Below are 19,638 nucleotides of genomic sequence, written 5' to 3'. Positions count from 1 at the left end.
GTCAGGCCCGACCTGCGCTTTGCTCAGCCGTTCGCCAGTTGCGAGCGCCGGGCCCAGCCGGTCATGCGGTTCTCGACAAGGTCGACGATCGCGACGAGCAGCACGCCGAGGACCGCAAGCACGATCAGCGCCGCAAAGATCAGCGGCACGTTGAAATCAGCGGAGGCCCGCGTGATCAGGTTGCCGATGCCGAGATTGGACGCGTTCTGCTCACCGATCACCGAGCCGACATAGGCGAGCGTGATCGAGACCTTCAGCGCCCCGAAGAAATAGGGCAGCGCGCGCGGAATCCCGACCTTGGTCATGATGTCATAGCGGCTGGCGCCCAGCGCCTTCAGCACATCCTCGGTCTCGGGCTCGATCGTGGCCAGCCCGGTCGCGACATTGACGACGATCGGGAAGAACGAGATCACGAAGGCGGTCAGCACGGGCGGCTGCCAGCCGACACCGAACCAGATCACCAGGATCGGCACGACAGCGACCTTGGGGATTGAATTGAAGCCGACCAGCAGCGGATTCAGGCCTGCATAGATCAACCGCGACGAGCCGACGAGGAGGCCGAGCGCCAGGCCGAACACGATCGAGAGCACGAAGCCGGCCGATGTCATCCAGAGCGTGTGAAAGGCATTGGTGTAGAGTGGCTTCTGATACTGCACCAGCGCAGCCCAGATCGCTGAGGGCGGCGGCAGGATGAAGGAGGAGATCGCGAAGGCGCGGCAGGCGATCTCCCAAACCGCGAAGAAGCCGAGCGTGAACAGATAGGGCGCGAGCCTCAGCCAGAGAGAACGCTTCATGCCGCCTCCCGCGCCGTGCGGATATGGCCGCGCAACTCATGCACGACGGACGCGAATTCGGGCGTATAGGTGATGTCGAGATCGCGGGGGCGCGGGAAATCGATCTCGCGCTCGGCGATGATCCGCCCCGGCCGCGCCGACATGCAGAAGACCCGGTCGGCCAGGAAAACGGCCTCGCGCAGATCATGCGTCACCAGGATCACGGTGATGCCACGCTCGGCATGAAGATCACGGATCACGCACCAAAGCTCTTCGCGCGTGAAGGCATCGAGCGCACCGAAGGGCTCGTCCAGCATCAAGAGCTTCGGCTCGTGGATCAGCGAGCGGCACAGCGAGGCGCGCTGCTGCATGCCGCCGGACAGTTGCCAGGGAAATTTCTGGCCCATGCCTTCGAGCCCGACCTTGGCGAGCAGGGCCTCGGCCCGCGCGACATAGTCCGATTTGTTGGCCCGCAGGCGCGAGCGATGCGGCTCGACGATCTCCAGCGGCAGCAACAGGTTCCGCAAGGTCGTACGCCAGGGCAGCATCACCGGATTCTGGAAGGCCATGCCGGTGATCTTGATCGGTTGCGTCACCTCCTGCCCGGCGACGATCACCGTGCCGCGCCTGGGCCGCTGCAGGCCGGTCGCGAGCTTCATCATCGTGGACTTGCCGCAGCCGGAGGGACCGACGATGGCCGCGAACTCGCCCTCCCGGATCTTCAGCGAAAGCCCGTCCACGGCGGGAGCGGTTTCGCCTCCGCCATAGACATGGGTGACCTCGTGGAGTTCGACGAAGGCGCTCAACCGCGAACCTGCTGGGTCGAGCGCATCAGAACTTCCGCTCGGCCACCGGCGGCAGGTAGCTGTCATCGAAGGCTGCTCCGGCCTTCGCCTTGTCCTTGAACGTGAAGGTCAGCCCGATCTGATCGAGCGCCTGCTCCCAGCGCGCCTTGTCGATGCCGCCGAAGCCATCGGCCTTGACCGCTGGCGTCATGACGTTCTGGGCGATCGTCATCTTGAGGCGCTCGACCTCGACCTCGAGCTTGGCGACGTCGTTGCGCTGGATCACCAGCTTGCCGCCGAGTTCGGGGTTGGCCACCGTGTCGCGAACGCCCTTGGTGATCGCCCTGAGCAGGCCGCGCACGGCCTCGGGCTTTTCGGTCGCGAATTTCGGCGAGACCATCACGACATTGCCGTAGAGCTCGACGCCATAATCCGACATCAGCATGGTTACGATGTCGTCGACGGGCACGCCGCGTGATTTCAGGTTGATGTAGGAGGAGTTCGCAAAGCCGAACACCGCGTCGACCTCGCCTGAGGCCAGCATCGGCTCGCGTACGGGGAAGCCGACATTCTCCATCCGCATCTTGCTGTCGTCGAGCTTGTTGACGGTCTTGAAGATGGGCCATTGCGCAAAGGCCGCATCAGCCGCCGGCGCACCGAACTTCTTGCCCTCGAGGCTCTTCACGTCGGCACTGATGCCACGGCTCTTGCGGCCAACGATCGAGAAGGGCGGCCGGTCATAGACCATCATCACCGCCTTCAGATCCACGCTGGGGTTCTCGTCGCGGAAGCGGATCAGCGAATTCACGTCGCCGAAGCCGGCATCATAGGTGCCGGACGCCACCCGCGGGATCGCCTCGCGCGAGCCGTTGCCCGTGTCGATCGTGACGTCGAGGCCCTCGGCTTTGAAATAGCCCTTCTCCTGCGCCATCAGGAACAGCGCCGCCGGCCCCTCGAAGCGCCAATCGAGCGTGAAGCGAACCGCGGTCTGAGCAAAGGCGCTGCCCGCGCCGGTCAGGCAGGCTGCGGCGAGCCCCAGGGCGCCCAAAGCACGGCTCATCCCGCGCCGGGAGAGCATCGTGGGGCGGAACGGGTTCGTCGACATCGGCAGCTCCGGATCATCGCATGCAGGCGGGCCGGGAAGACCCGTTCGAACGGAACGCGACCCAGCAAATCCCATGCCGTCGCGCCATATGCTCAAACTGGCCGAATACAAAACAAGGTCAAGCGCATAGCGCCGAAAATGCATGCACTGAGCCTAAAATATATTGCCACGCCACCAGGCCCGGCCGGGATCGGCTAGAGCGGCAGCGCGCCGTCGGTCTTGACCTCTTCCATGACGGCATAGGTCCGCGTCTCACGCACCGCCGGCAGCGCCAGCAGCACCTCGCCAAGGAAGCGGCGATAGGCGTTCATGTCGGCCACCCGCGTCTTCACGAGATAGTCGAACCCGCCGGCAACCATGTGGCATTCCAGCACTTCGGGCGCCCGTTTCACCGCGGTTGCAAAACGATCAAAGGCGTCAGGCGTCGTCTTGTCGAGATAGACCTCGACGAAGACCAGCAGATGCAGTCCGAGTTTCAGCGGATCGAGCGTCGCGCGATAGCCCGTGATGTAGCCGTCACGCGAGAGGCGCTTCAGTCGCTCACCGGTCGCAGTTGGCGACAAGCCAACCTTTTCAGCCAGCTCGACGCCGGCGATGCGCCCGTCGGATTGCAGCATGGCGAGGATACGCCGGTCGGTTCGATCGAGCACGGGATTATTCTCTGCTGTACCGGATTTTGTCAGGGATAGATAAGGCATCGAATGGAAAATGACCATTGATATCCGGCCCTACTAGCGCGATCCTTCAAATCATCCCGTCATTCAATCGGAATCGCTCCATGGCCGCTCCTGCCCCTCGTCCGGTCGCCTCATCCGCTCGCCACGCCTTCCGCGCCCCCTATGCCGAAGACGACGCGACGATTGCGGCGCGGCTGCTTGCCGGCGCCAGGCGCGAGCCGGCTGCCAAGGCGAGGATCGACCAGCGTGCGACCGGGCTGATCGAGGCGATCCGGACCCGCAAGGTCGGCCTGGGCGGCATCGAGGAGCTCCTGCGCGAGTACTCGCTCTCGACCAAGGAGGGCCTTGCGCTGATGGTTCTGGCCGAAGCGCTGCTGCGCGTGCCGGATTCCACCACCGCCGACCAGTTGATCGAGGACAAGCTCGGCCAGGGTGATTTCGCCCATCATGAATCGAAGTCGGATGCCTTCCTGATCTCGGCGTCGTCCTGGGCGCTCGGCATCACGGCCCGCATCATCCAGCCGGGCGAGACTCCAACCAGCATCATCGGCAACTTGTCCAAGCGCCTCGGCCTGCCGGCCGTCCGCACCGCCACCCGCCAGGCGATGCGTGTCATGGGCAATCATTTCGTGCTCGGCCAGACCATCGAGGAGGCGCTGAAACGAGCCCGCTCAGGCACCGGCAAGCTCTATCGCTATTCCTTCGACATGCTCGGCGAAGGCGCCCGCACCCAGGCCGATGCCGACCGCTATTTCGCCTCATACGCCGCTGCCATCGACGCGATCGGCCGCTCGGCCGGCAATGAGCCCCTGCCGAACCGGCCGGGCATCTCGGTCAAGCTCTCCGCCCTGCATCCACGCTACGAGGCCACCAGCCATGAGCGCGTGCTGAGCGAACTCGTGCCCAAGGTCATCAAGCTGGCCCAGCAGGCCAAGGGCTACGACCTGAATTTCACCATCGACGCCGAGGAAGCCGACAGGCTGGAACTCTCGCTCGACGTCATCGACGCGGTGACGGCCGATCCCTCGCTCTCCGGCTGGGACGGCTTCGGCCTCGCGATCCAGGCCTACCAGAAGCGCGCCTCGGCGGTGATCGACCATATTGCGGCCCTGGCCGAGCGCCATGACCGCCGCATGATGGTGCGCCTGGTCAAGGGTGCCTATTGGGATACCGAGCTGAAGCGCGCCCAGGAGCGCGGCCTCGCCGATTACCCCGTGTTCAGCCGCAAGGCGATGACAGACCTCAACTACGAGGCCTGCGCCGCGCAGCTGCTGGCGCTGCGCCCGCGCATCATTCCGCAATTTGCCACCCACAACGCGCTGACGGTCGCGGCGGTCGCCGAGATGGCGGGCGGCTCCCAGGGTTTCGAATTCCAGCGCCTGCACGGCATGGGCGAGGCCCTTTACGAGAAGCTGCTCCAGGAGGATTCCGGCTTCGCCTGCCGCACCTACGCCCCGGTCGGCGGCCATCAGGACCTGCTCGCCTATCTTGTGCGCCGCCTGCTCGAGAACGGTGCGAATTCCTCCTTCGTCAGCGTTTCCGGCGACCCTGACGTGCCGGTCGCACAGCTGCTCGTACCGCCGGCCGACATCATCGGCACCTCGGCAGCGGCCCGCCACCGCCGCATCCCCCTTCCCGCCGACATGTTCGGCGCCTCGCGCAAGAACTCGGCCGGTGTCGAGCTCGGTCATGAGGCAAGCCTCGCGGCGCTCCAGTCGGAGATCGCGAAGGCAGCTACCAGGCCGTTTCCCGAGGCGACGGTGATCATCGACGGCAAGCCGGCCGGCGGCGTCTCCCGCCCCGTCCTGTCCCCGATCGACGCCCGGCAGGTCGGGACCGTCCTGGAGGCCGACGACGCTCTGGCCGACCGCGCAATGCAGGCAGCCCGGGCCGGCTTCACCAGCTGGAGCCGCACCCCGGCCCGGACCCGCGCCGCCGCCCTGCGCAAGGCTGCGGACCTGATGGAGGAACGACGCGGCCTGCTGCTCGCGCTGCTCCAGGCGGAGGCCGGCAAGACGCTTGACGACGCCATTTCCGAGGTACGCGAGGCCGTCGATTTCTGCCGTTACTACGCGGCCGAGGCCGAAGCGCATTTCGCCACGCCGCAGGTTCTGCCCGGCCCGACCGGCGAGGAGAACCGCCTGATCCTGCGTGGGCGCGGGCCGTTCGTCTGCATCGCTCCGTGGAATTTCCCGCTGGCGATCTTCTCGGGCCAGGTCGTTGCCGCGCTCGTCGCCGGCAATAGCGTCGTCGCCAAGCCGGCCCCGCAGACGCCGCTCATCGCCGCCGTGACCGTCCGCCTGCTCCACGATGCCGGCATTCCGTCCTCCGCCCTCCATCTCGTGCCGGGAGACGGCAAGGTCGGCGCCCGGCTCGTCGCTCATCCCGCCGTGGCCGGCGTTGCCTTCACCGGCTCGACCGCGACGGCGCGCGCCATCAACCGTACGCTCGCCGCCAAGGACGGGCCGATCGTTCCGCTGATCGCAGAGACCGGCGGCCTCAACGCCATGATCGTGGACGCCACCGCCCTGCCTGAGCAGGTTGCCGACGACGTCGTGATGTCGGCCTTCCGCTCTGCCGGACAGCGCTGCTCGGCGCTGCGCCTTCTGGTGGTGCAGGAGGATGTTGCCGACAAGATCCTCGAGATGATCGTCGGGGCCGGCAAGGAGCTGAAGCTCGGCGACCCGCGCGCGATCGACGTCCATGTCGGTCCGGTGATCGACGCCGCCGCCAAGAGCCGGCTCGACGATCACGTCGCCGCGATGCGCGGCCAGCGCCGGGTCGAATGGGCCGGCAGCACGCCGGCGCTCGGCGGCACCTTCGTCGCGCCGCATATCGTCAAGCTCGACGGCATTGCCGACCTCACCCAGGAGCATTTCGGCCCGATCCTGCATGTCGTGCGCTGGAAGGCCGGAGAGCTCGACAAGGTCATCGAGCAGATCGAGGCCACCGGGTATGGGTTGACGCTCGGCGTGCATTCGCGCATCGAGACGACTGTCGAGCGGGTCGCCGAGCGGCTCTCCACCGGCAATGTCTATATCAACCGCAACATCATCGGCGCCGTCGTCGGTGTGCAGCCCTTTGGTGGTCACGGCTTGTCTGGCACCGGCCCGAAGGCCGGCGGCCCGCACTATCTCGCCCGTTTCGCCACCGAGCAGACGGTGACGGTCAACACGGCGGCAGCCGGCGGCAATGCCAGCCTGATCGCGATGGGCGAATGAGCAAAGCAGGGCCAGTGGACAAGCCCTATCGGCCCAATGTCGGCATAGCGCTCTTCAACGCACAGGGACTCGTCTTTGCCGGACGCTCATGGAGCGACGGCCCGGAGATCGTCCATCCCGGGCATGACTGGCAGATGCCGCAGGGCGGCATCGACCAGGCCGAGGATATCGTCGCAGCCGCCCGACGCGAACTCGCCGAGGAAACCGGCATCTGCGAGGCCGCATTTCTGGGCGTGACCGCGGCGTGGTGGCGCTATGACTTCCCGCCCTATGACGGGCCGCCGCACCGGCTCGATCGCTTCGCAGGACAGGAGCAGCGCTGGGTCGCGTTCCGCTTTACCGGCAGCGAGGCGGCGGTCGATATCGGCCGCCCGAACGGGGACGCGCCGCCGGAGTTCACCGAGTGGGCCTGGCTGCCGCTGGCCGAGATGCCCGCGCGCGTGACGCCGTTCAAGCGGGAGATCTATGAGCGGGTAGCCGCGGCCTTCGGGCATTTCGCCAAGCCGGTCTGACCGCGGGACGCAGAGTCCAAGAAAAGGGCCGCTAGCGCGGCCCTTATGTCATCTCACTGCCACGTGGCAGAAGATGCGATCTCACGCAGCCTTGCGCTGCTGCAAGACGCCCTTGAACTCCTGGAGCTGGATCAGCAGCTCCCGCAGCCGGCGCTGTTCGTCCTCGGTCGGCGCAGCCGCGAGACGGGTCTCGGCAGTCAGGATTTCCGCGTCGAGGACATCGTTGTCGACGTCCTCGAGGAAGCGGGCTTGCTCGGCCAGGACCGTCAGCGCAGTCTGGTTGACCTCGACGATACCGCCGCCGACGAAGAATTCCTTGCCGTTGCCCGGACCCGTCTGAGCCAACACGATGCCAGGCTTCAGCGCGGCAACGATCGGCACGTGGCCGGCAAGGATGGTCATCTCGCCTTCGACCGACGGCACGATGACGCTGACGACCTCGCCCGAGAACAGGATGCTCTCCGGCGAGACGAGTTCGAACTTGAAGGTGGCCATCAAGGCTCTCCCGCTGCTTCAGTCATCCCGGCCGGAGCGCAGCGTGGAGCCGGGATCCAGGCCAGGGCCTGTGTCGTCGATGCTCGGGCGAGGCTCCCGGGGCTGGCTTATGCCTCCCGGGACAGCCGTTGCCCCAGCGGATTACGCCGCTTCGGCAGCCAGGCGCTGGGCCTTTTCGACTGCTTCGTCGATCGAGCCGACCATGTAGAAGGCCGCCTCCGGGAGGTGATCGTACTTGCCCTCGACCAGTCCCTTGAAGCCCTTGATGGTGTCCTCGAGCGCAACGAGCTTGCCGGGCGAACCGGTGAAGACTTCGGCGACGAAGAAGGGCTGCGACAGGAAGCGCTCGATCTTGCGGGCGCGGGCAACGGCGAGCTTGTCCTCTTCCGAGAGCTCGTCCATGCCCAGGATCGCGATGATGTCCTGCAGGGCCTTGTAGCGCTGGAGGATCTGCTGGACCTGGCGGGCGATGTTGTAATGCTCTTCACCGACGATGGCGGCGGACAGCATGCGCGAGGTCGAGTCGAGCGGATCGACCGCCGGGTAGATGCCCTTTTCCGCGATCGAGCGCGACAGCACGGTCGTGGCGTCCAAGTGGGCGAAGGAGGTCGCCGGCGCCGGGTCGGTCAGATCGTCCGCCGGCACGTAGATCGCCTGGACCGAGGTGATCGAGCCCTTGTTGGTGGTGGTGATGCGCTCCTGCAGGTTGCCCATGTCGGTCGCCAGCGTCGGCTGATAGCCCACCGCCGACGGAATACGGCCGAGCAGCGCGGACACTTCCGAGCCGGCCTGCGTGAAGCGGAAGATGTTGTCGACGAAGAACAGCACGTCCTGACCACGGTCGCGGAAATCCTCGGCGACGGTCAGGCCCGAGAGAGCGACGCGCATGCGGGCGCCCGGGGGCTCATTCATCTGGCCATAGACGAGGGCGCATTTGGAGCCTTCGCCGCCGCCCTTCTTGTTCACGCCCGACTCGATCATCTCGTGATAGAGGTCGTTACCCTCGCGGGTGCGCTCGCCGACGCCGGCAAACACCGAGTAGCCGCCATGGGCCTTGGCGACGTTGTTGATCAGCTCCATGATCAGAACGGTCTTGCCAACGCCGGCGCCGCCGAACAGGCCGATCTTGCCGCCCTTGGCGTAGGGAGCCAGCAGGTCGACGACCTTGATGCCGGTGACCAGGATCTGGGCTTCAGTCGCCTGCTCGGCATAGCTCGGAGCCGGCTGGTGGATGCCGCGCGTGCCGCTGGTCTTGATCGGACCGGCCTCGTCTACCGGCTCGCCGATGACGTTCATGATGCGGCCGAGACACTCGTCGCCGACCGGAACCGCGATCGGCGCGCCGGTATCGGTGACTTCCTGGCCACGGACCAGACCTTCGCTCGAGTCCATCGCGATGCAGCGCACGGTGTTCTCGCCGAGATGCTGCGCGACCTCGAGAACCAGGCGGTTGCCGAGGTTCGTGGTCTCGAGCGCGTTCAGGATCGCCGGCAGCTCGCCATCGAACTGCACGTCGACGACGGCGCCGATGACCTGAGCGACGCGGCCCGTACCGGTATTGGCGGGCTTCTCGGTCTTGGTCTTGGTGGTCTTGGTTGCGGCTTTGGCCATGGTCGAACCTCGATGAGCGTTCAGCTTTACGGACAAGCCTGCGGGCTTAAGCGCCGCGCAGGCCCTTCAGGCGTTAGAGCGCTTCCGCGCCGGAGATGATTTCGATGAGTTCCTTGGTGATCATCGCCTGACGCGAGCGGTTGTAGAGCTGCGTCTGCTTCTTGATCATCTCACCGGCGTTACGCGTGGCGGAATCCATCGCCGACATGCGCGCGCCCTGCTCGGAGGCGGCATTCTCGAGAAGCGCCCGCAGCACCTGGACAGTCAGGTTGCGTGGCAGCAGTACGTCGAGAATTTCGCCCTCGTCGGGCTCGTACTCATAGACGGCGTCGGTCGTCTTGGTTCCCGCCGGGATCTCGGCGGGAATGATGCGCTGGGCCGTCGGAATCTGCGAGATCACCGACCTGAACTTCGAGAAGAACAGCGTCGCGACATCGAACTCACCGGCCTCGAAGCGAGCGAGCACATTCTGCGCGATCGTCTCGGCATTGACGAAGCCGACCTGCTTGAAGCCGCGCAGGTCGACCAGCTCGATAATATCCTGGTCGAACTGCCGGCGCAGGATGTCATAGCCCTTCTTGCCGACGCAGATAATCTTGACCGTCTTGCCTTCGGCCTTCAGCGCCAGCGCCTTGTCGCGCGCCAGACGCGCGATCGAGGAGTTGAAGGCGCCGCACAGGCCGCGCTCGGCCGTGCAGACGACGAGCAGATGGACCTTGTCCGAGCCCGTGCCGCCAATCAGCCTTGGAGCGCCGTCGCCGGCGACACCGGCAGCCAGGCTGGCGAGCACCGTCTCCATGCGCTCGGCATAGGGACGTGCCGCTTCCGCCGCGCCCTGGGCGCGGCGCAGCTTGGCAGCCGCGACCATCTGCATGGCCTTGGTGATCTTCTGCGTCGCCTTCACTGAGGCGATACGATTTCGCAGATCCTTCAATGAAGGCATCGACGATCCTCATATTGCCGGGGTGGTTGGACCCCGGTCGACCTCAAGCGAACGACTTGGCGTAATCAGCGACGATCTCTTTCAGCTTCGCGGCATTCGCGTCCGAAAGATCCTTGGTGTCGCGGATTTCGTTGAGCAGGGCGACATGCTTGCCGCGCACCAACGCGAGCAGGCCGTCCTCAAAAGCGCGAACCTTGTTGACCGGCAGCGGGTCGAGATAGCCGTTGACGCCGGCATAGATCACGACCGTCTGCTCTTCCATCTTCAGCGGCGAGAACTGCCCCTGCTTCAGGAGCTCGGTCAGTCGGGCGCCGCGGTTGAGCAGGCGCTGCGTGACCGCGTCGAGATCCGAGCCGAACTGCGCGAAGGCAGCCATCTCGCGATACTGCGCGAGCTCGCCCTTGATCTTGCCGGCAACCTTCTTGGTCGCCTTGGTCTGCGCGGCCGAACCGACGCGCGACACCGAGAGGCCGACGTTCACGGCCGGGCGGATGCCCTGGTAGAACAGGTCGGTCTCGAGGAAGATCTGGCCGTCGGTGATCGAGATCACGTTGGTCGGAATATAGGCCGACACGTCGTTGGCCTGGGTCTCGATGACCGGCAGCGCCGTCAGCGAGCCCTTGCCGGCCTCGTCGCCCATCTTGGCGGCGCGCTCGAGCAGGCGGGAGTGGAGATAGAACACGTCGCCCGGATAAGCTTCGCGGCCCGGCGGGCGGCGCAGCAGGAGCGACATCTGGCGGTAGGCGACGGCCTGCTTCGACAGGTCGTCATAGATGATGACGGCGTGCATGCCGTTGTCGCGGAAATACTCGCCCATGGCGCAGCCGGCGAAGGGAGCCAGGAACTGCATCGGAGCCGGATCGGAGGCGGTGGCCGCCACGACGATCGAGTATTCGAGCGCGCCGCGTTCCTCGAGCACCTTCACGAACTGCGCGACGGTGGAACGCTTCTGACCGATGGCGACATAGACGCAGTAGAGCTTCTGGCTCTCGTCGTTGCCTTCGTTCAGGGCCTTCTGATTGAGAATCGTGTCGAGCGCCACGGCGGTCTTGCCGGTCTGGCGGTCGCCGATGATCAGCTCGCGCTGGCCACGGCCGATCGGGATCAGGGCGTCGATCGCCTTGAGGCCGGTCGCCATCGGCTCGTGCACGGACTTGCGCGGAATGATGCCGGGCGCCTTCACGTCGACGCGCGAACGGGTCTTGGCCTTGATCGGGCCCTTGCCGTCGATCGGGTTGCCGAGTGCGTCGACGACGCGGCCGAGCAGCTCCTTGCCGACCGGAACGTCCACGATCGCGCCGGTGCGCTTGACGGTCTGGCCTTCCTTGATCTCGCGGTCGGAGCCGAAGATGACGACGCCGACATTATCGCTCTCGAGGTTGAGCGCCATGCCGCGCACGCCGCTCTCGAACTCGACCATCTCACCGGCCTGGACCTTGTCGAGGCCGTAGACGCGGGCGATACCGTCACCGACGGAGAGAACCTGACCGACTTCGGTGACGGAGGCTTCCGACCCGAAATTGCTGATCTGAGCCTTCAGGATCGCGGAGATTTCAGCGGGGCGGATTTCCATCAGCCGACCTCTTTCATGGCAAGACGAATTGAATTGAGTTTGGTTTTCAGCGAGGCGTCGACCATCCGCGAGCCCATCTTGACGACGAGACCGCCAATGATGGCCGGATCGACCTTGATAGTGACGGCAATATCCTTGCCCGCCACATCCTTGAGCGTCGCGCGGATCTCGTCGAGGCGCTTGGCCGACGGCTCCTCGGCGACAGTGACCTCGGCGCTGACGATGCCCTTGGCGTCGGCAACGAGCGCACGATAGCCGCGGATCATGCCGGGCAGCGCAAACAGGCGGCGCTTGCTGGCGACGAAGCCGATGAAATTGCCCGCAATGCCGCCGATGCCTGCCTTGGCCAGCAGGGCAGTGACTGCAGAAACTTGCTCCTCGGCCGTGAAGACCGGGCTGCTGATCAGGCGCTTCAGATCGTCGCTCTCGGCGATCATCGCGCTGAACGCGTCGAGATCGGCCGAAACGACGTCGATCGCGCTGGCCTCCGAAGCCAGTTCGAATAGCGCCGTGGCATAGCGCCCGGCTACGCCCGACACCAATGTCTGATCCTGCGATCCGCCTTCAGCCACGCTCACATCTCTCGTTCAATGGACTGCACCGGCGACCTTCGTGATGAAGGTGGAGTGCATCGTCCTGGCGCTGCGATGTTTCAGACAGACGAAAGCCGCGCGAGTGCGCACCTTGCGTCCGAAATGTGGCGGTGCACTAACATGAGGCTTTGGGGGGCGCAATCCGTAGATCGCGATCAACCGGGCCGTTTTCCGCAGCCGTGCCCTCCACTCACAGGAAGCTTTGCGGGTCGACATCGACCTGAACCCGGACAGAACCCTTGGCTCGCGGAGCGCTCTTCAGCCATGCCCTAAGGTAATCCTGCAAATTGACCTCACGTGCCGTTTTCACGATCAAACGCATGCGATGCCGCCCGCGCAGCACGGCAAGAGGGGCTTCTGCGGGCCCCAGGACGGCGACTCCGTCCGGCGGTGCCGCGCAGCGCGCCAGCGCGCGGGCATGATTCTCGGCCTCCGCCTGGCTGTTCGCGGAGACGATCAGCCCGGCAAGCCGCCCGAAGGGCGGCAGGCCGGCCGCCTCGCGAGACGCCGCCTCTGCGGCATAAAACCGCTCCGGGTCGCCCGAGACCAGCGCCTTGAGCACCGGATGGCTGGGATCATGGGTCTGGAGCAGGGCCCGTCCCGGCTTCTCGCCCCGGCCGGCCCTGCCCGTCACCTGGCGCAGGACCTGGAAGGTGCGCTCGGCCGCGCGCGGGTCGCCTGAGGTCAGGCCGAGATCGGCATCGACGACGCCGACCAGTGTCATCCCCGGAAAATTGTGCCCCTTGGCGACGAGCTGCGTGCCGATGACGATATCGAATTCTCCCTCGGCCACCGCCATCAGCTCCTGCTTCAGCCGTTCGGTGCCGCCGGGAAAATCGCTGGAGAGCACGATCGAACGCGCATCGGGGAACAGCGTCGCGACCTCTTCCGCAAGCCGCTCGACACCGGGCCCGCAGGCCGCGAGGCTTTCAGGCGCATGGCAGGCCGGGCATTCGTGCGGCCGGCGTTCGACATGGCCGCAGTGATGGCAGACCAGCGCCCGGCGAAAGCGATGATCGACCAGCCAGGCCGAGCAGTTCGGGCACTGGAACCGGTGACCGCAATCACGGCAGAGCGTCAGCGGCGCGTAGCCGCGGCGGTTCAGGAACAGCAGCGACTGCTCCTTTGCCTCCAGATTGGTCGTGATGGCCTTGACCAGAGAGCCGGAAATCCAGCGCCCGCGTTCTGGCTTGTCGCGCTTGAGGTCGACCAGATCGAGCGTCGGCAACTCCCGGCCGCCAAAACGTTCCGGCAGTTTCAGATAGGCGTAGCGCCCGCGCTCGGCATTGACGCGGGTTTCCAGCGAGGGCGTCGCCGAGGTGAGGATGACCGGCGCCTTCTCGATCATGCCGCGCACCACTGCCATGTCGCGGGCGTGATAGCTGACGCCGTCCTCCTGCTTGTAGGCGGCCTCGTGCTCTTCATCGACGACGATCAACCCGAGATCGCGGTAAGGCAGAAACAGGGCCGAGCGCGCGCCCGCCACCACTCTGGCCTCGCCGCTCGCGATCGCTGCCTGCAGCCGCTCGCGTCGACGACCCGAGACCGCCGAGTGCCAGAGCCCGGGCCGCACGCCGAACCGGGCCTCGAAGCGGTCGATGAACTGCGCTGTCAGTGCGATTTCCGGCATCAGGATCAGGCTCTGGCGCCCGAGCCGGATCGCCTCCGCCACAGCCTCGAAATAGACCTCCGTCTTGCCCGATCCTGTGACGCCTTCGAGCAGGGTGACGCCGGAGCCCGCCGCCTTGACGGATGCAACCAGTGCCGTCGCCGCCTGCGCCTGCGCCGCCGACAGGGTCGGTCGGGCGTGATCCGGATCGGGAACCTCGGCGACCTCCGCGCGCGGCAGCGCCTCGATGGCGAAGGTCCCCGCATCGACGAGTGAATCGATCACCGCACCGCTCACCGAGGCCGTCTCGGCCAGCGCCGATTTCGCGATCAGCAGGCCGCCCTCCGCCGCCGCGATGGCGCGCGCCCGTGCCGGCGTCATGCGCTGGGGCGGCGGGCCGACGAGTCGAACACCCATCTTCGGACGTTCCGGCGAATCGTCGGGCGGTCGCCGCAACGCCAGCGCCAGCACCGAACCCTTGGCCGCAAGCGTGTACCAGGCAACCCAGTCGACCAGCTTCATCAGGGCCGGATCGAGCGGCGGCATGTCCACCTTGGCGCTGATGCGCTTCAGGTTGCCACCGCGCCCCGAGCCCAGACTCCAGACGACGCCAACAGTCTCGCGCGGGCCCAATGGCACCTGTACGATATCGCCGGGTTTGAGCGCGAGCTCGCCCGGAACCGCATAACTATAGGCCTGATCGAGCGCGAGCGGGATCAGCACGTCGACCGTGCCGCCTGTTTCGATGCCTGTCTCAACCTCGCTCATGCGCCGTGTCTAGCATCGATTCGGTCCCTGTTAAGGCAAGGGCGCCATGCTCGATGCAGACCTCACGGGACGCCGATGACCGATTTCGAGACCCTGCGCCAAAACTGGCTCGTCCATCTCGCGAGCGAGCGCCGACTTTCGCCCAAGACGCTCGAGGCCTATGGCCGCGACCTAGCGCAATTCGCCGCGTTTCTCGAGGGCCATTTCGGCGGCAAGCCGACCCTCGCGGATCTCGCGGCGCTGAAGCCGCTCGACCTGCGCGCGTTTCTCGGGCAGCGCCGGCGTGACGGTGTCGGCAACCGCACGCTGATGCGACAGCTTGCCTCGCTGCGCTCCTTTGCCCGCTTCGGAGAACGCACCGGCAAGCTCTCGGCCTCGGCCTTTGCCGCGACGCGCGGCCCCCGCCTTGGAAAATCGCTGCCGCGCCCGCTTGATGCCAAGGCCGCAACGGCCGTGACGCAGGCGGATATCCGCGCCGGCGAGGACCGTGAAACCTGGATCCTGGCACGAGATGCAGCCGTGCTTGCCCTGCTCTATGGCTGCGGCCTGCGCATCTCCGAGGCGCTTGCGCTGTCGCGCGCGCAGGCACCGAGAAGCGCGTCGGATACGCTGACCGTGATCGGCAAGGGTCAGAAGACCCGCATGGTGCCGGTCCTGCCCGTCGTGATCACCGCGATCGAGGACTATCTCTCGCTCTGCCCCTGGCGATTGCCGCCGGAAGGCCCGCTCTTCGTCGGCGCCAAGGGTGGACCGCTCTCACCCCGCATCATCCAGCTCGCGGTCGAAGGCCTCCGCGGTGCGCTCGGCCTGCCCTCGTCTGCGACCCCGCATAGCCTGCGCCATTCCTTCGCGACGCATCTGCTCGGTCGTGGCGGCGATTTGCGGGCCATCCAGGAGCTGCTCGGCCACGCTTCTCTCTCGACGACACAGATCTATACCCGTATCGATTCCGCCCGTCTGATGGCGGCCTATGATGCGGCCCATCCCCGCGCCCAACGATAGGAATCCAAGGCGCCCCCCCTTGATTCCGCCACGGAACCCGGCCATTGCGCCGTCTCCGGGGGGAACCAGAATCACATGTCTTCGCTCGCAGCCGACCTCACCGAAACCGCCACCAGCAACAAGCGCATCGCCCTGCTCATCGCGATGCTCGCTTTGATGCTGGCCTTCTCCGAAATCGGTGGCAAGAACGCCGAACAGGAATCGATTGCCAAGAACATCGAGGCTTCGAATCTCTGGTCATTCTTCCAGGCCAAGACGATCCGCGGCACGGCGCTGCGCACCGCCGCCGAAGCGATGGAGGTCGATCTTGCAGCAGCGACGGAGCCGGCGACCCGAGAGCGCATGCAGAAGCGCATCGACGGCTGGAAGCAGACCATTGCGCGCTACGATTCCGAGCCCGAGACCAATGAAGGGCGCAAGGAACTGGTCATGCGCGCCAAGACGGCCGAGGCCGTGCGCGACATCGCATCGGCCCGGGACGACAAATATGACATCGTCTCAGGCCTGCTACAGATCGCGATCGTGATTTCCTCGGCCGCGATCATCACCGGCGTGACGATGCTAGCCGTCACCGGCGCCGGCCTCGGCCTGCTCAGCTTCGCCCTCATGATGGTGGCGCAGTTCGCACCGACCGCGCTGTTCTAGCGCCTCACCTGAAGCATCGGCCCGAAAGCGGATTGCGGTTTTTCAGGCAAGCGGATGCAAACACAGAAGGTGAGATCATCGGACCGGTTACGAGATCCGGTCCGATAATCTGGTCTGCGGTGGCGCAGGCCATGGCACCTCGCTACCGCGCAGGATTTCCCAGGCCCGCGCCATTCTCAGCACGCCGAGATCATCGAACCGCTGCCCGGTGATCTGCAAGCCGATCGGCAACCCCTCGGGCGTGAGGCCGGCATGGACCGAGACCGCCGGCTGATCGGACATGTTCGCTGAGACCGTGAATGCGATATGCTCGAAAGGACGTTCGGGGTCGTGGATGGGCGAGGCCAGTTCTGCCGCATAGGCCGGCACGGGGGAAACCGGCGACAGCACGAAATCGAACGGTGCGCAGGCTTTCAGCGCCGCGTCGCGCATCGCCAGCATCTGGCTCATCCCGCGATAGACCCTTTCGCCGCTCAGATTCCGGCCACCCTCGGCCCAGGCGAAGATATAGGGCAGCACCCGTCCCTGCCTCGCATCAGACAGCCCGCCAATATCGACCCAGGCTCGTTGCCGCCAGAAATCATCGAGACCGTCCAGCATTTCGCGGGTCAGGAAGGGCGCGACCGGCTCGATGGTCGCGCCCGCTGTCGCAAACGCCTTGGCCGCTGCCTCGATCGCAGTCCGGGTATGCGGCTCGACAGCAAGCCCGATCCCGGCATCGAGCTGGAGACCCAGCCGCAAGCCCTTGACGTCGAACTCCAGCGACAGCCAGTCGATCTCCTGGGGCGGCAGGCTCATGCCGTCGCGCCGATCCGGCCGGGACAGTTCCCGCATCATCAGGGCCGCGTCCGCGACCGAGCGGGTCATCGGCCCGGCGACGCGGCCGTAATAGGTCGGGTCGATCGGCACGCGGCCGAAGCTGGGCTTGAGGCCGACCAGCCCGCACCAACCGGCCGGCAGGCGGATCGAGCCGCCGATATCGGTGCCGACATGAAGCGGACCGTAGCCCGCCGCTCCTGCCGCGCCCGCCCCCGCCGAGGAGCCGCCAGGATTCTTGCTCAGGTCCCAGGGGTTGCAGGCGAGTTCATGGAAGCTCGACAGTCCCGAGGAGAGCATGCCGTAGTCCGGCATCGTCGTCTTGGCGAGGATGACGCAGCCGGCCTCCCTCAGCCGCGCCGCCGGCGGTGCGTCCGCCGCCGCCGGTTTGAGATCGCGCGCGGCAGTGCCGAGCGGCACCGGCACGCCCTTGGTCGCGATGTTCTCCTTGATCGTGCCAGGCACCCCGTCGAGAGCCAGCGCCTCCCCCTTCAGCCAGCGCGCCTCGGAGGCCTTCGCCATCGCTCGCGCAGCGTCGGGCTCAAAGGCGTAGAGCGCCTTGAGCCGCGGCTCCCACGCGGCGATCCGCGCGATCACCGCCTCGGTCACCTCGACCGGCGAAAATCTCCGTGCGGCATAGCCGGCCAGAAGTTCCGTCGCGCTCAGATCGGCAAGATCAGTCATCGTCTCATCCTCATCATCACTCAGCGGCTTCGGCGCAGGCGCGGGTCGATGGCATCGCGCAGGCCGTCGCCGAGCAGGTTGAAGCCGAGCACCGCGATGGCAATCGCTGCGCCTGGAAAGATCGCCAGCCAGGGCTGCACCGCCATGAAGGTCTGCGCCTCGTTCAGCATGCGCCCCCAGGACGGATTCGGCGGTTGCGTGCCGAGACCGAGATAGGACAGCCCCGCCTCTGCCAGAATCGCCAGCGCGAACTGGATCGTCGCCTGCACGACGATGACGCCAGCGACATTCGGCAGGACATGATGGAAGCTGATCTGCACATTGTTGAGCCCGGCAGCCCTCGCCGCCTGGATATAGTCCCGCGTCCAGACCTGGATCGCCACGCCGCGCGCCAGCCGCGCGAAATAGGGCAGGTTCAGGATGCCGATCGCGACGATGGCGTTGAGCATGCCCGGACCGGCGATCGCCGTGATCATGATCGCGGTCAGCACCGCCGGGAAGGCGTGAGTGAAGTCGGCCGTTCGCATGATCAGGTGGTCGAGGAACCCGTCGCGCCGGATCGCGGCCAGCAGTCCGAGCGTCGTACCGAGGACCAGACCGAACCCGACTGCGCCCAGCCCAACCGCAAGCGAGTTGCGGGCGCCGACCATGATCATCGAGAAGACGTCACGGCCGAACTGGTCGGTCCCGAACCAGTTCGCGGCCGAAGGCGGCTTGAGGCGGTTGAGGATCATCATCTGGTTCGGCGGATAGGGCGTCCAGACATAGGACAGCAGCGCCCCCGTAACGATGATCCCGGTCAGCGCGCAGCCGATCAGGAAGGAAGGCCCCGTCCACCAGCGCTTCGCCGAGACCGGGGTCGCAACGTCAGCCGGTGTCACGACGCCTCCCTCAGGCGCGGGTCGATGAGCCCATAGACGAGCTCGACCGCGAAATTCACCAGGATGGCGAGGCCGGCGAACAGCATCACCAGATCCTTCACCACGATCAGGTCGTGCTGGGTGATCGACTGGAAGATAAGGCGTCCGAGCCCCGGCAGTGCAAAGACATTCTCGATGATGATGGCGCCGGCGATCAGCACCGAGAATTGCAGCCCCATGATGGTGACGACCGGAATCAAGGCATTGCGCAGCGCATGCCTGACGACCGTGACCGGCTCCGCCAGCCCCTTGGCGCGAGCGGTGCGGACGAAATCCTCCTGCAGCGTATCGAGCATCGAGGAGCGCGTTACTCGGGCCAGGATCGCCGCCTGCGGCAGGGCGAGCGCGAAAGCCGGCAGCAGCAGCGCCTTTACGGCAGCGGCCGGCCCGGCCTGCCAGCCCGGAAAACCACCGGCCGGAAACCAGCCGAGCCCGATCGCGAAGAGCAGCACGAGCAAAAGGCCGAACCAGAAATTCGGAACCGCAAGCCCGAGCTGCGCGAAGACCATCACAGCCGCGTCGGCCGGCCGGTTATGATTGGCCGCGGCGAGCAGGCCAAGTGGAACGCCGATCGATGTGGCCAGCCCGATCGCCGCCAGTGCCAATGGCAGGGTCACCGCCATGCGCTCGCCGATCAGCTGCGCCACCGGCACACGGTAGGTGTAGCTCAGGCCGAGATCGCCGGTCAGGAGGCCCAGGATCCAGGCGAGGAAGCGGACCGGCGCCGGCTTGTCGAGCCCCATTTCCAGGCGCAGGGCCGCGAGCGCTTCGGGAGCCGCATTGAGCCCAAGCGTCACGGCGGCCGGATCGCCCGGCAGCACCTCGAGCGCGATGAAGATCACCAACGCCGCACCAAGCAGCGTGGCGACAAGCACCACGCATCGGCGCGCCAGGAACGACAGCACG

17 protein-coding genes are annotated in these 19,638 nt (G+C 66.2%); 4 read left to right on the top strand and 13 right to left on the bottom strand.

The features are described 5' to 3' along the window. Nucleotides 1–23: 23 nt before the first annotated feature. The 4 genes from FG93_RS11230 to FG93_RS11215 form a co-directional block, all read right to left on the bottom strand. Nucleotides 24–794, bottom strand: coding sequence for an ABC transporter permease (locus FG93_RS11230; protein WP_043234492.1), 771 nt, complete (start codon nt 792–794; stop codon nt 24–26). Further along, complete coding sequence (locus FG93_RS11225) at nt 791–1,579, bottom strand: ABC transporter ATP-binding protein (protein WP_043234491.1); 789 nt, start codon at nt 1,577–1,579, stop codon at nt 791–793. Before FG93_RS11225 ends, FG93_RS11230 begins: the two co-directional genes overlap by 4 nt. A 25-nt stretch (nt 1,580–1,604) precedes the next feature. After that, nucleotides 1,605–2,663: an ABC transporter substrate-binding protein gene (locus tag FG93_RS11220; protein WP_244448573.1), complete on the bottom strand. Its 1,059-nt coding sequence runs from the start codon at nt 2,661–2,663 to the stop codon at nt 1,605–1,607. 194 nt (nt 2,664–2,857) lie between these two features. Beyond that, nucleotides 2,858–3,313, bottom strand: a complete 456-nt coding sequence (locus FG93_RS11215) for an Lrp/AsnC ligand binding domain-containing protein (RefSeq protein ID WP_043234565.1) — start codon at nt 3,311–3,313, stop codon at nt 2,858–2,860. Between the two features lie 128 nt (nt 3,314–3,441). Between FG93_RS11215 and putA the strand changes: the two genes are divergently transcribed. Together putA and FG93_RS11205 are read left to right on the top strand one after the other, a co-directional pair. Further along, on the top strand, nt 3,442–6,561 hold the full coding sequence (gene putA / locus FG93_RS11210) for a bifunctional proline dehydrogenase/L-glutamate gamma-semialdehyde dehydrogenase PutA (RefSeq protein ID WP_043234489.1): 3,120 nt from the start codon (nt 3,442–3,444) through the stop codon (nt 6,559–6,561). Next, complete coding sequence (locus tag FG93_RS11205; RefSeq protein ID WP_043234487.1) at nt 6,558–7,073, top strand: RNA pyrophosphohydrolase; 516 nt, start codon at nt 6,558–6,560, stop codon at nt 7,071–7,073. Before putA ends, FG93_RS11205 begins: the two co-directional genes overlap by 4 nt. Nucleotides 7,074–7,154: 81 nt before the next feature. Here FG93_RS11205 and FG93_RS11200 read toward each other — a convergent pair whose 3' ends face one another. The 6 genes from FG93_RS11200 to FG93_RS11175 form a co-directional block, all read right to left on the bottom strand. Then, nucleotides 7,155–7,568, bottom strand: a complete 414-nt coding sequence (locus FG93_RS11200; RefSeq protein ID WP_043234484.1) for a F0F1 ATP synthase subunit epsilon — start codon at nt 7,566–7,568, stop codon at nt 7,155–7,157. Nucleotides 7,569–7,709: 141 nt separating this feature from the next. Then, nucleotides 7,710–9,179 (bottom strand): F0F1 ATP synthase subunit beta, encoded by a 1,470-nt coding sequence (atpD, locus tag FG93_RS11195; protein ID WP_043234483.1) that lies wholly within the window; start codon nt 9,177–9,179, stop codon nt 7,710–7,712. 73 nt (nt 9,180–9,252) lie between these two features. Further along, nucleotides 9,253–10,122 carry a F0F1 ATP synthase subunit gamma gene (locus tag FG93_RS11190; RefSeq protein ID WP_043234482.1) on the bottom strand — a complete coding sequence of 290 codons (870 nt, stop codon included), beginning with the start codon at nt 10,120–10,122 and terminating at the stop codon, nt 9,253–9,255. 43 nt (nt 10,123–10,165) lie between these two features. Continuing rightward, nucleotides 10,166–11,695: a F0F1 ATP synthase subunit alpha gene (atpA, locus tag FG93_RS11185; protein ID WP_043234480.1), complete on the bottom strand. Its 1,530-nt coding sequence runs from the start codon at nt 11,693–11,695 to the stop codon at nt 10,166–10,168. Beyond that, nucleotides 11,695–12,267, bottom strand: coding sequence for a F0F1 ATP synthase subunit delta (locus FG93_RS11180; RefSeq protein WP_043234477.1), 573 nt, complete (start codon nt 12,265–12,267; stop codon nt 11,695–11,697). Before FG93_RS11180 ends, atpA begins: the two co-directional genes overlap by 1 nt. 211 nt (nt 12,268–12,478) lie before the next feature. Further along, nucleotides 12,479–14,665, bottom strand: coding sequence for a primosomal protein N' (locus FG93_RS11175; protein ID WP_052513630.1), 2,187 nt, complete (start codon nt 14,663–14,665; stop codon nt 12,479–12,481). 75 nt (nt 14,666–14,740) lie between these two features. On the opposite strand from FG93_RS11175, the gene FG93_RS11170 reads away from it, so the two are divergent. Continuing rightward, nucleotides 14,741–15,667 (top strand): tyrosine recombinase XerC, encoded by a 927-nt coding sequence (locus tag FG93_RS11170; RefSeq protein WP_043234476.1) that lies wholly within the window; start codon nt 14,741–14,743, stop codon nt 15,665–15,667. A 75-nt stretch (nt 15,668–15,742) separates the two neighbouring features. After that, nucleotides 15,743–16,312, top strand: a complete 570-nt coding sequence (locus FG93_RS11165; protein WP_043234475.1) for a DUF4337 domain-containing protein — start codon at nt 15,743–15,745, stop codon at nt 16,310–16,312. Nucleotides 16,313–16,399: 87 nt separating this feature from the next. Here the strand turns inward: FG93_RS11165 and FG93_RS11160 are convergent, their stop codons facing one another. From FG93_RS11160 to FG93_RS11150, 3 genes are read right to left on the bottom strand one after another with little or no spacing between them, the layout of a single operon-like run. Beyond that, complete coding sequence (locus FG93_RS11160) at nt 16,400–17,812, bottom strand: amidase (RefSeq protein ID WP_043234474.1); 1,413 nt, start codon at nt 17,810–17,812, stop codon at nt 16,400–16,402. 20 nt (nt 17,813–17,832) lie between these two features. After that, nucleotides 17,833–18,693 (bottom strand): ABC transporter permease, encoded by an 861-nt coding sequence (locus tag FG93_RS11155; protein WP_052513629.1) that lies wholly within the window; start codon nt 18,691–18,693, stop codon nt 17,833–17,835. After that, a complete protein-coding gene (locus FG93_RS11150; RefSeq protein ID WP_043234473.1) occupies nt 18,690–19,637 on the bottom strand; it encodes an ABC transporter permease in 948 nt (315 codons plus the stop codon). The genes FG93_RS11155 and FG93_RS11150 overlap by 4 nt, the downstream gene beginning before the upstream one ends. Nucleotide 19,638: the final 1 nt, after the last annotated feature.

Origin of the sequence: Allobosea sp. LC85, assembly GCF_000735605.1 — a bacterium.
In the GTDB taxonomy this organism is placed as follows: domain Bacteria; phylum Pseudomonadota; class Alphaproteobacteria; order Rhizobiales; family Beijerinckiaceae; genus Allobosea.
The sequence above is the reverse complement of the archived record's forward strand: the minus strand, read 5'-3'. Positions and strand labels throughout refer to the sequence as shown.

Coding starts and splice junctions, on each gene's coding strand:
- atpA (WP_043234480.1), bottom strand. CDS start 11,695: ATGGAAATCCGCCCCGCTGAAATCTCCGCGATCCTGAAGGCTCAGATC.
- FG93_RS11200 (WP_043234484.1), bottom strand. CDS start 7,568: ATGGCCACCTTCAAGTTCGAACTCGTCTCGCCGGAGAGCATCCTGTTC.
- FG93_RS11190 (WP_043234482.1), bottom strand. CDS start 10,122: ATGCCTTCATTGAAGGATCTGCGAAATCGTATCGCCTCAGTGAAGGCG.
- FG93_RS11230 (WP_043234492.1), bottom strand. CDS start 794: ATGAAGCGTTCTCTCTGGCTGAGGCTCGCGCCCTATCTGTTCACGCTC.
- atpD (WP_043234483.1), bottom strand. CDS start 9,179: ATGGCCAAAGCCGCAACCAAGACCACCAAGACCAAGACCGAGAAGCCC.
- FG93_RS11160 (WP_043234474.1), bottom strand. CDS start 17,812: ATGACTGATCTTGCCGATCTGAGCGCGACGGAACTTCTGGCCGGCTAT.
- FG93_RS11165 (WP_043234475.1), top strand. CDS start 15,743: ATGTCTTCGCTCGCAGCCGACCTCACCGAAACCGCCACCAGCAACAAG.
- putA (WP_043234489.1), top strand. CDS start 3,442: ATGGCCGCTCCTGCCCCTCGTCCGGTCGCCTCATCCGCTCGCCACGCC.
- FG93_RS11175 (WP_052513630.1), bottom strand. CDS start 14,665: ATGAGCGAGGTTGAGACAGGCATCGAAACAGGCGGCACGGTCGACGTG.
- FG93_RS11220 (WP_244448573.1), bottom strand. CDS start 2,663: ATGTCGACGAACCCGTTCCGCCCCACGATGCTCTCCCGGCGCGGGATG.
- FG93_RS11170 (WP_043234476.1), top strand. CDS start 14,741: ATGACCGATTTCGAGACCCTGCGCCAAAACTGGCTCGTCCATCTCGCG.
- FG93_RS11205 (WP_043234487.1), top strand. CDS start 6,558: ATGAGCAAAGCAGGGCCAGTGGACAAGCCCTATCGGCCCAATGTCGGC.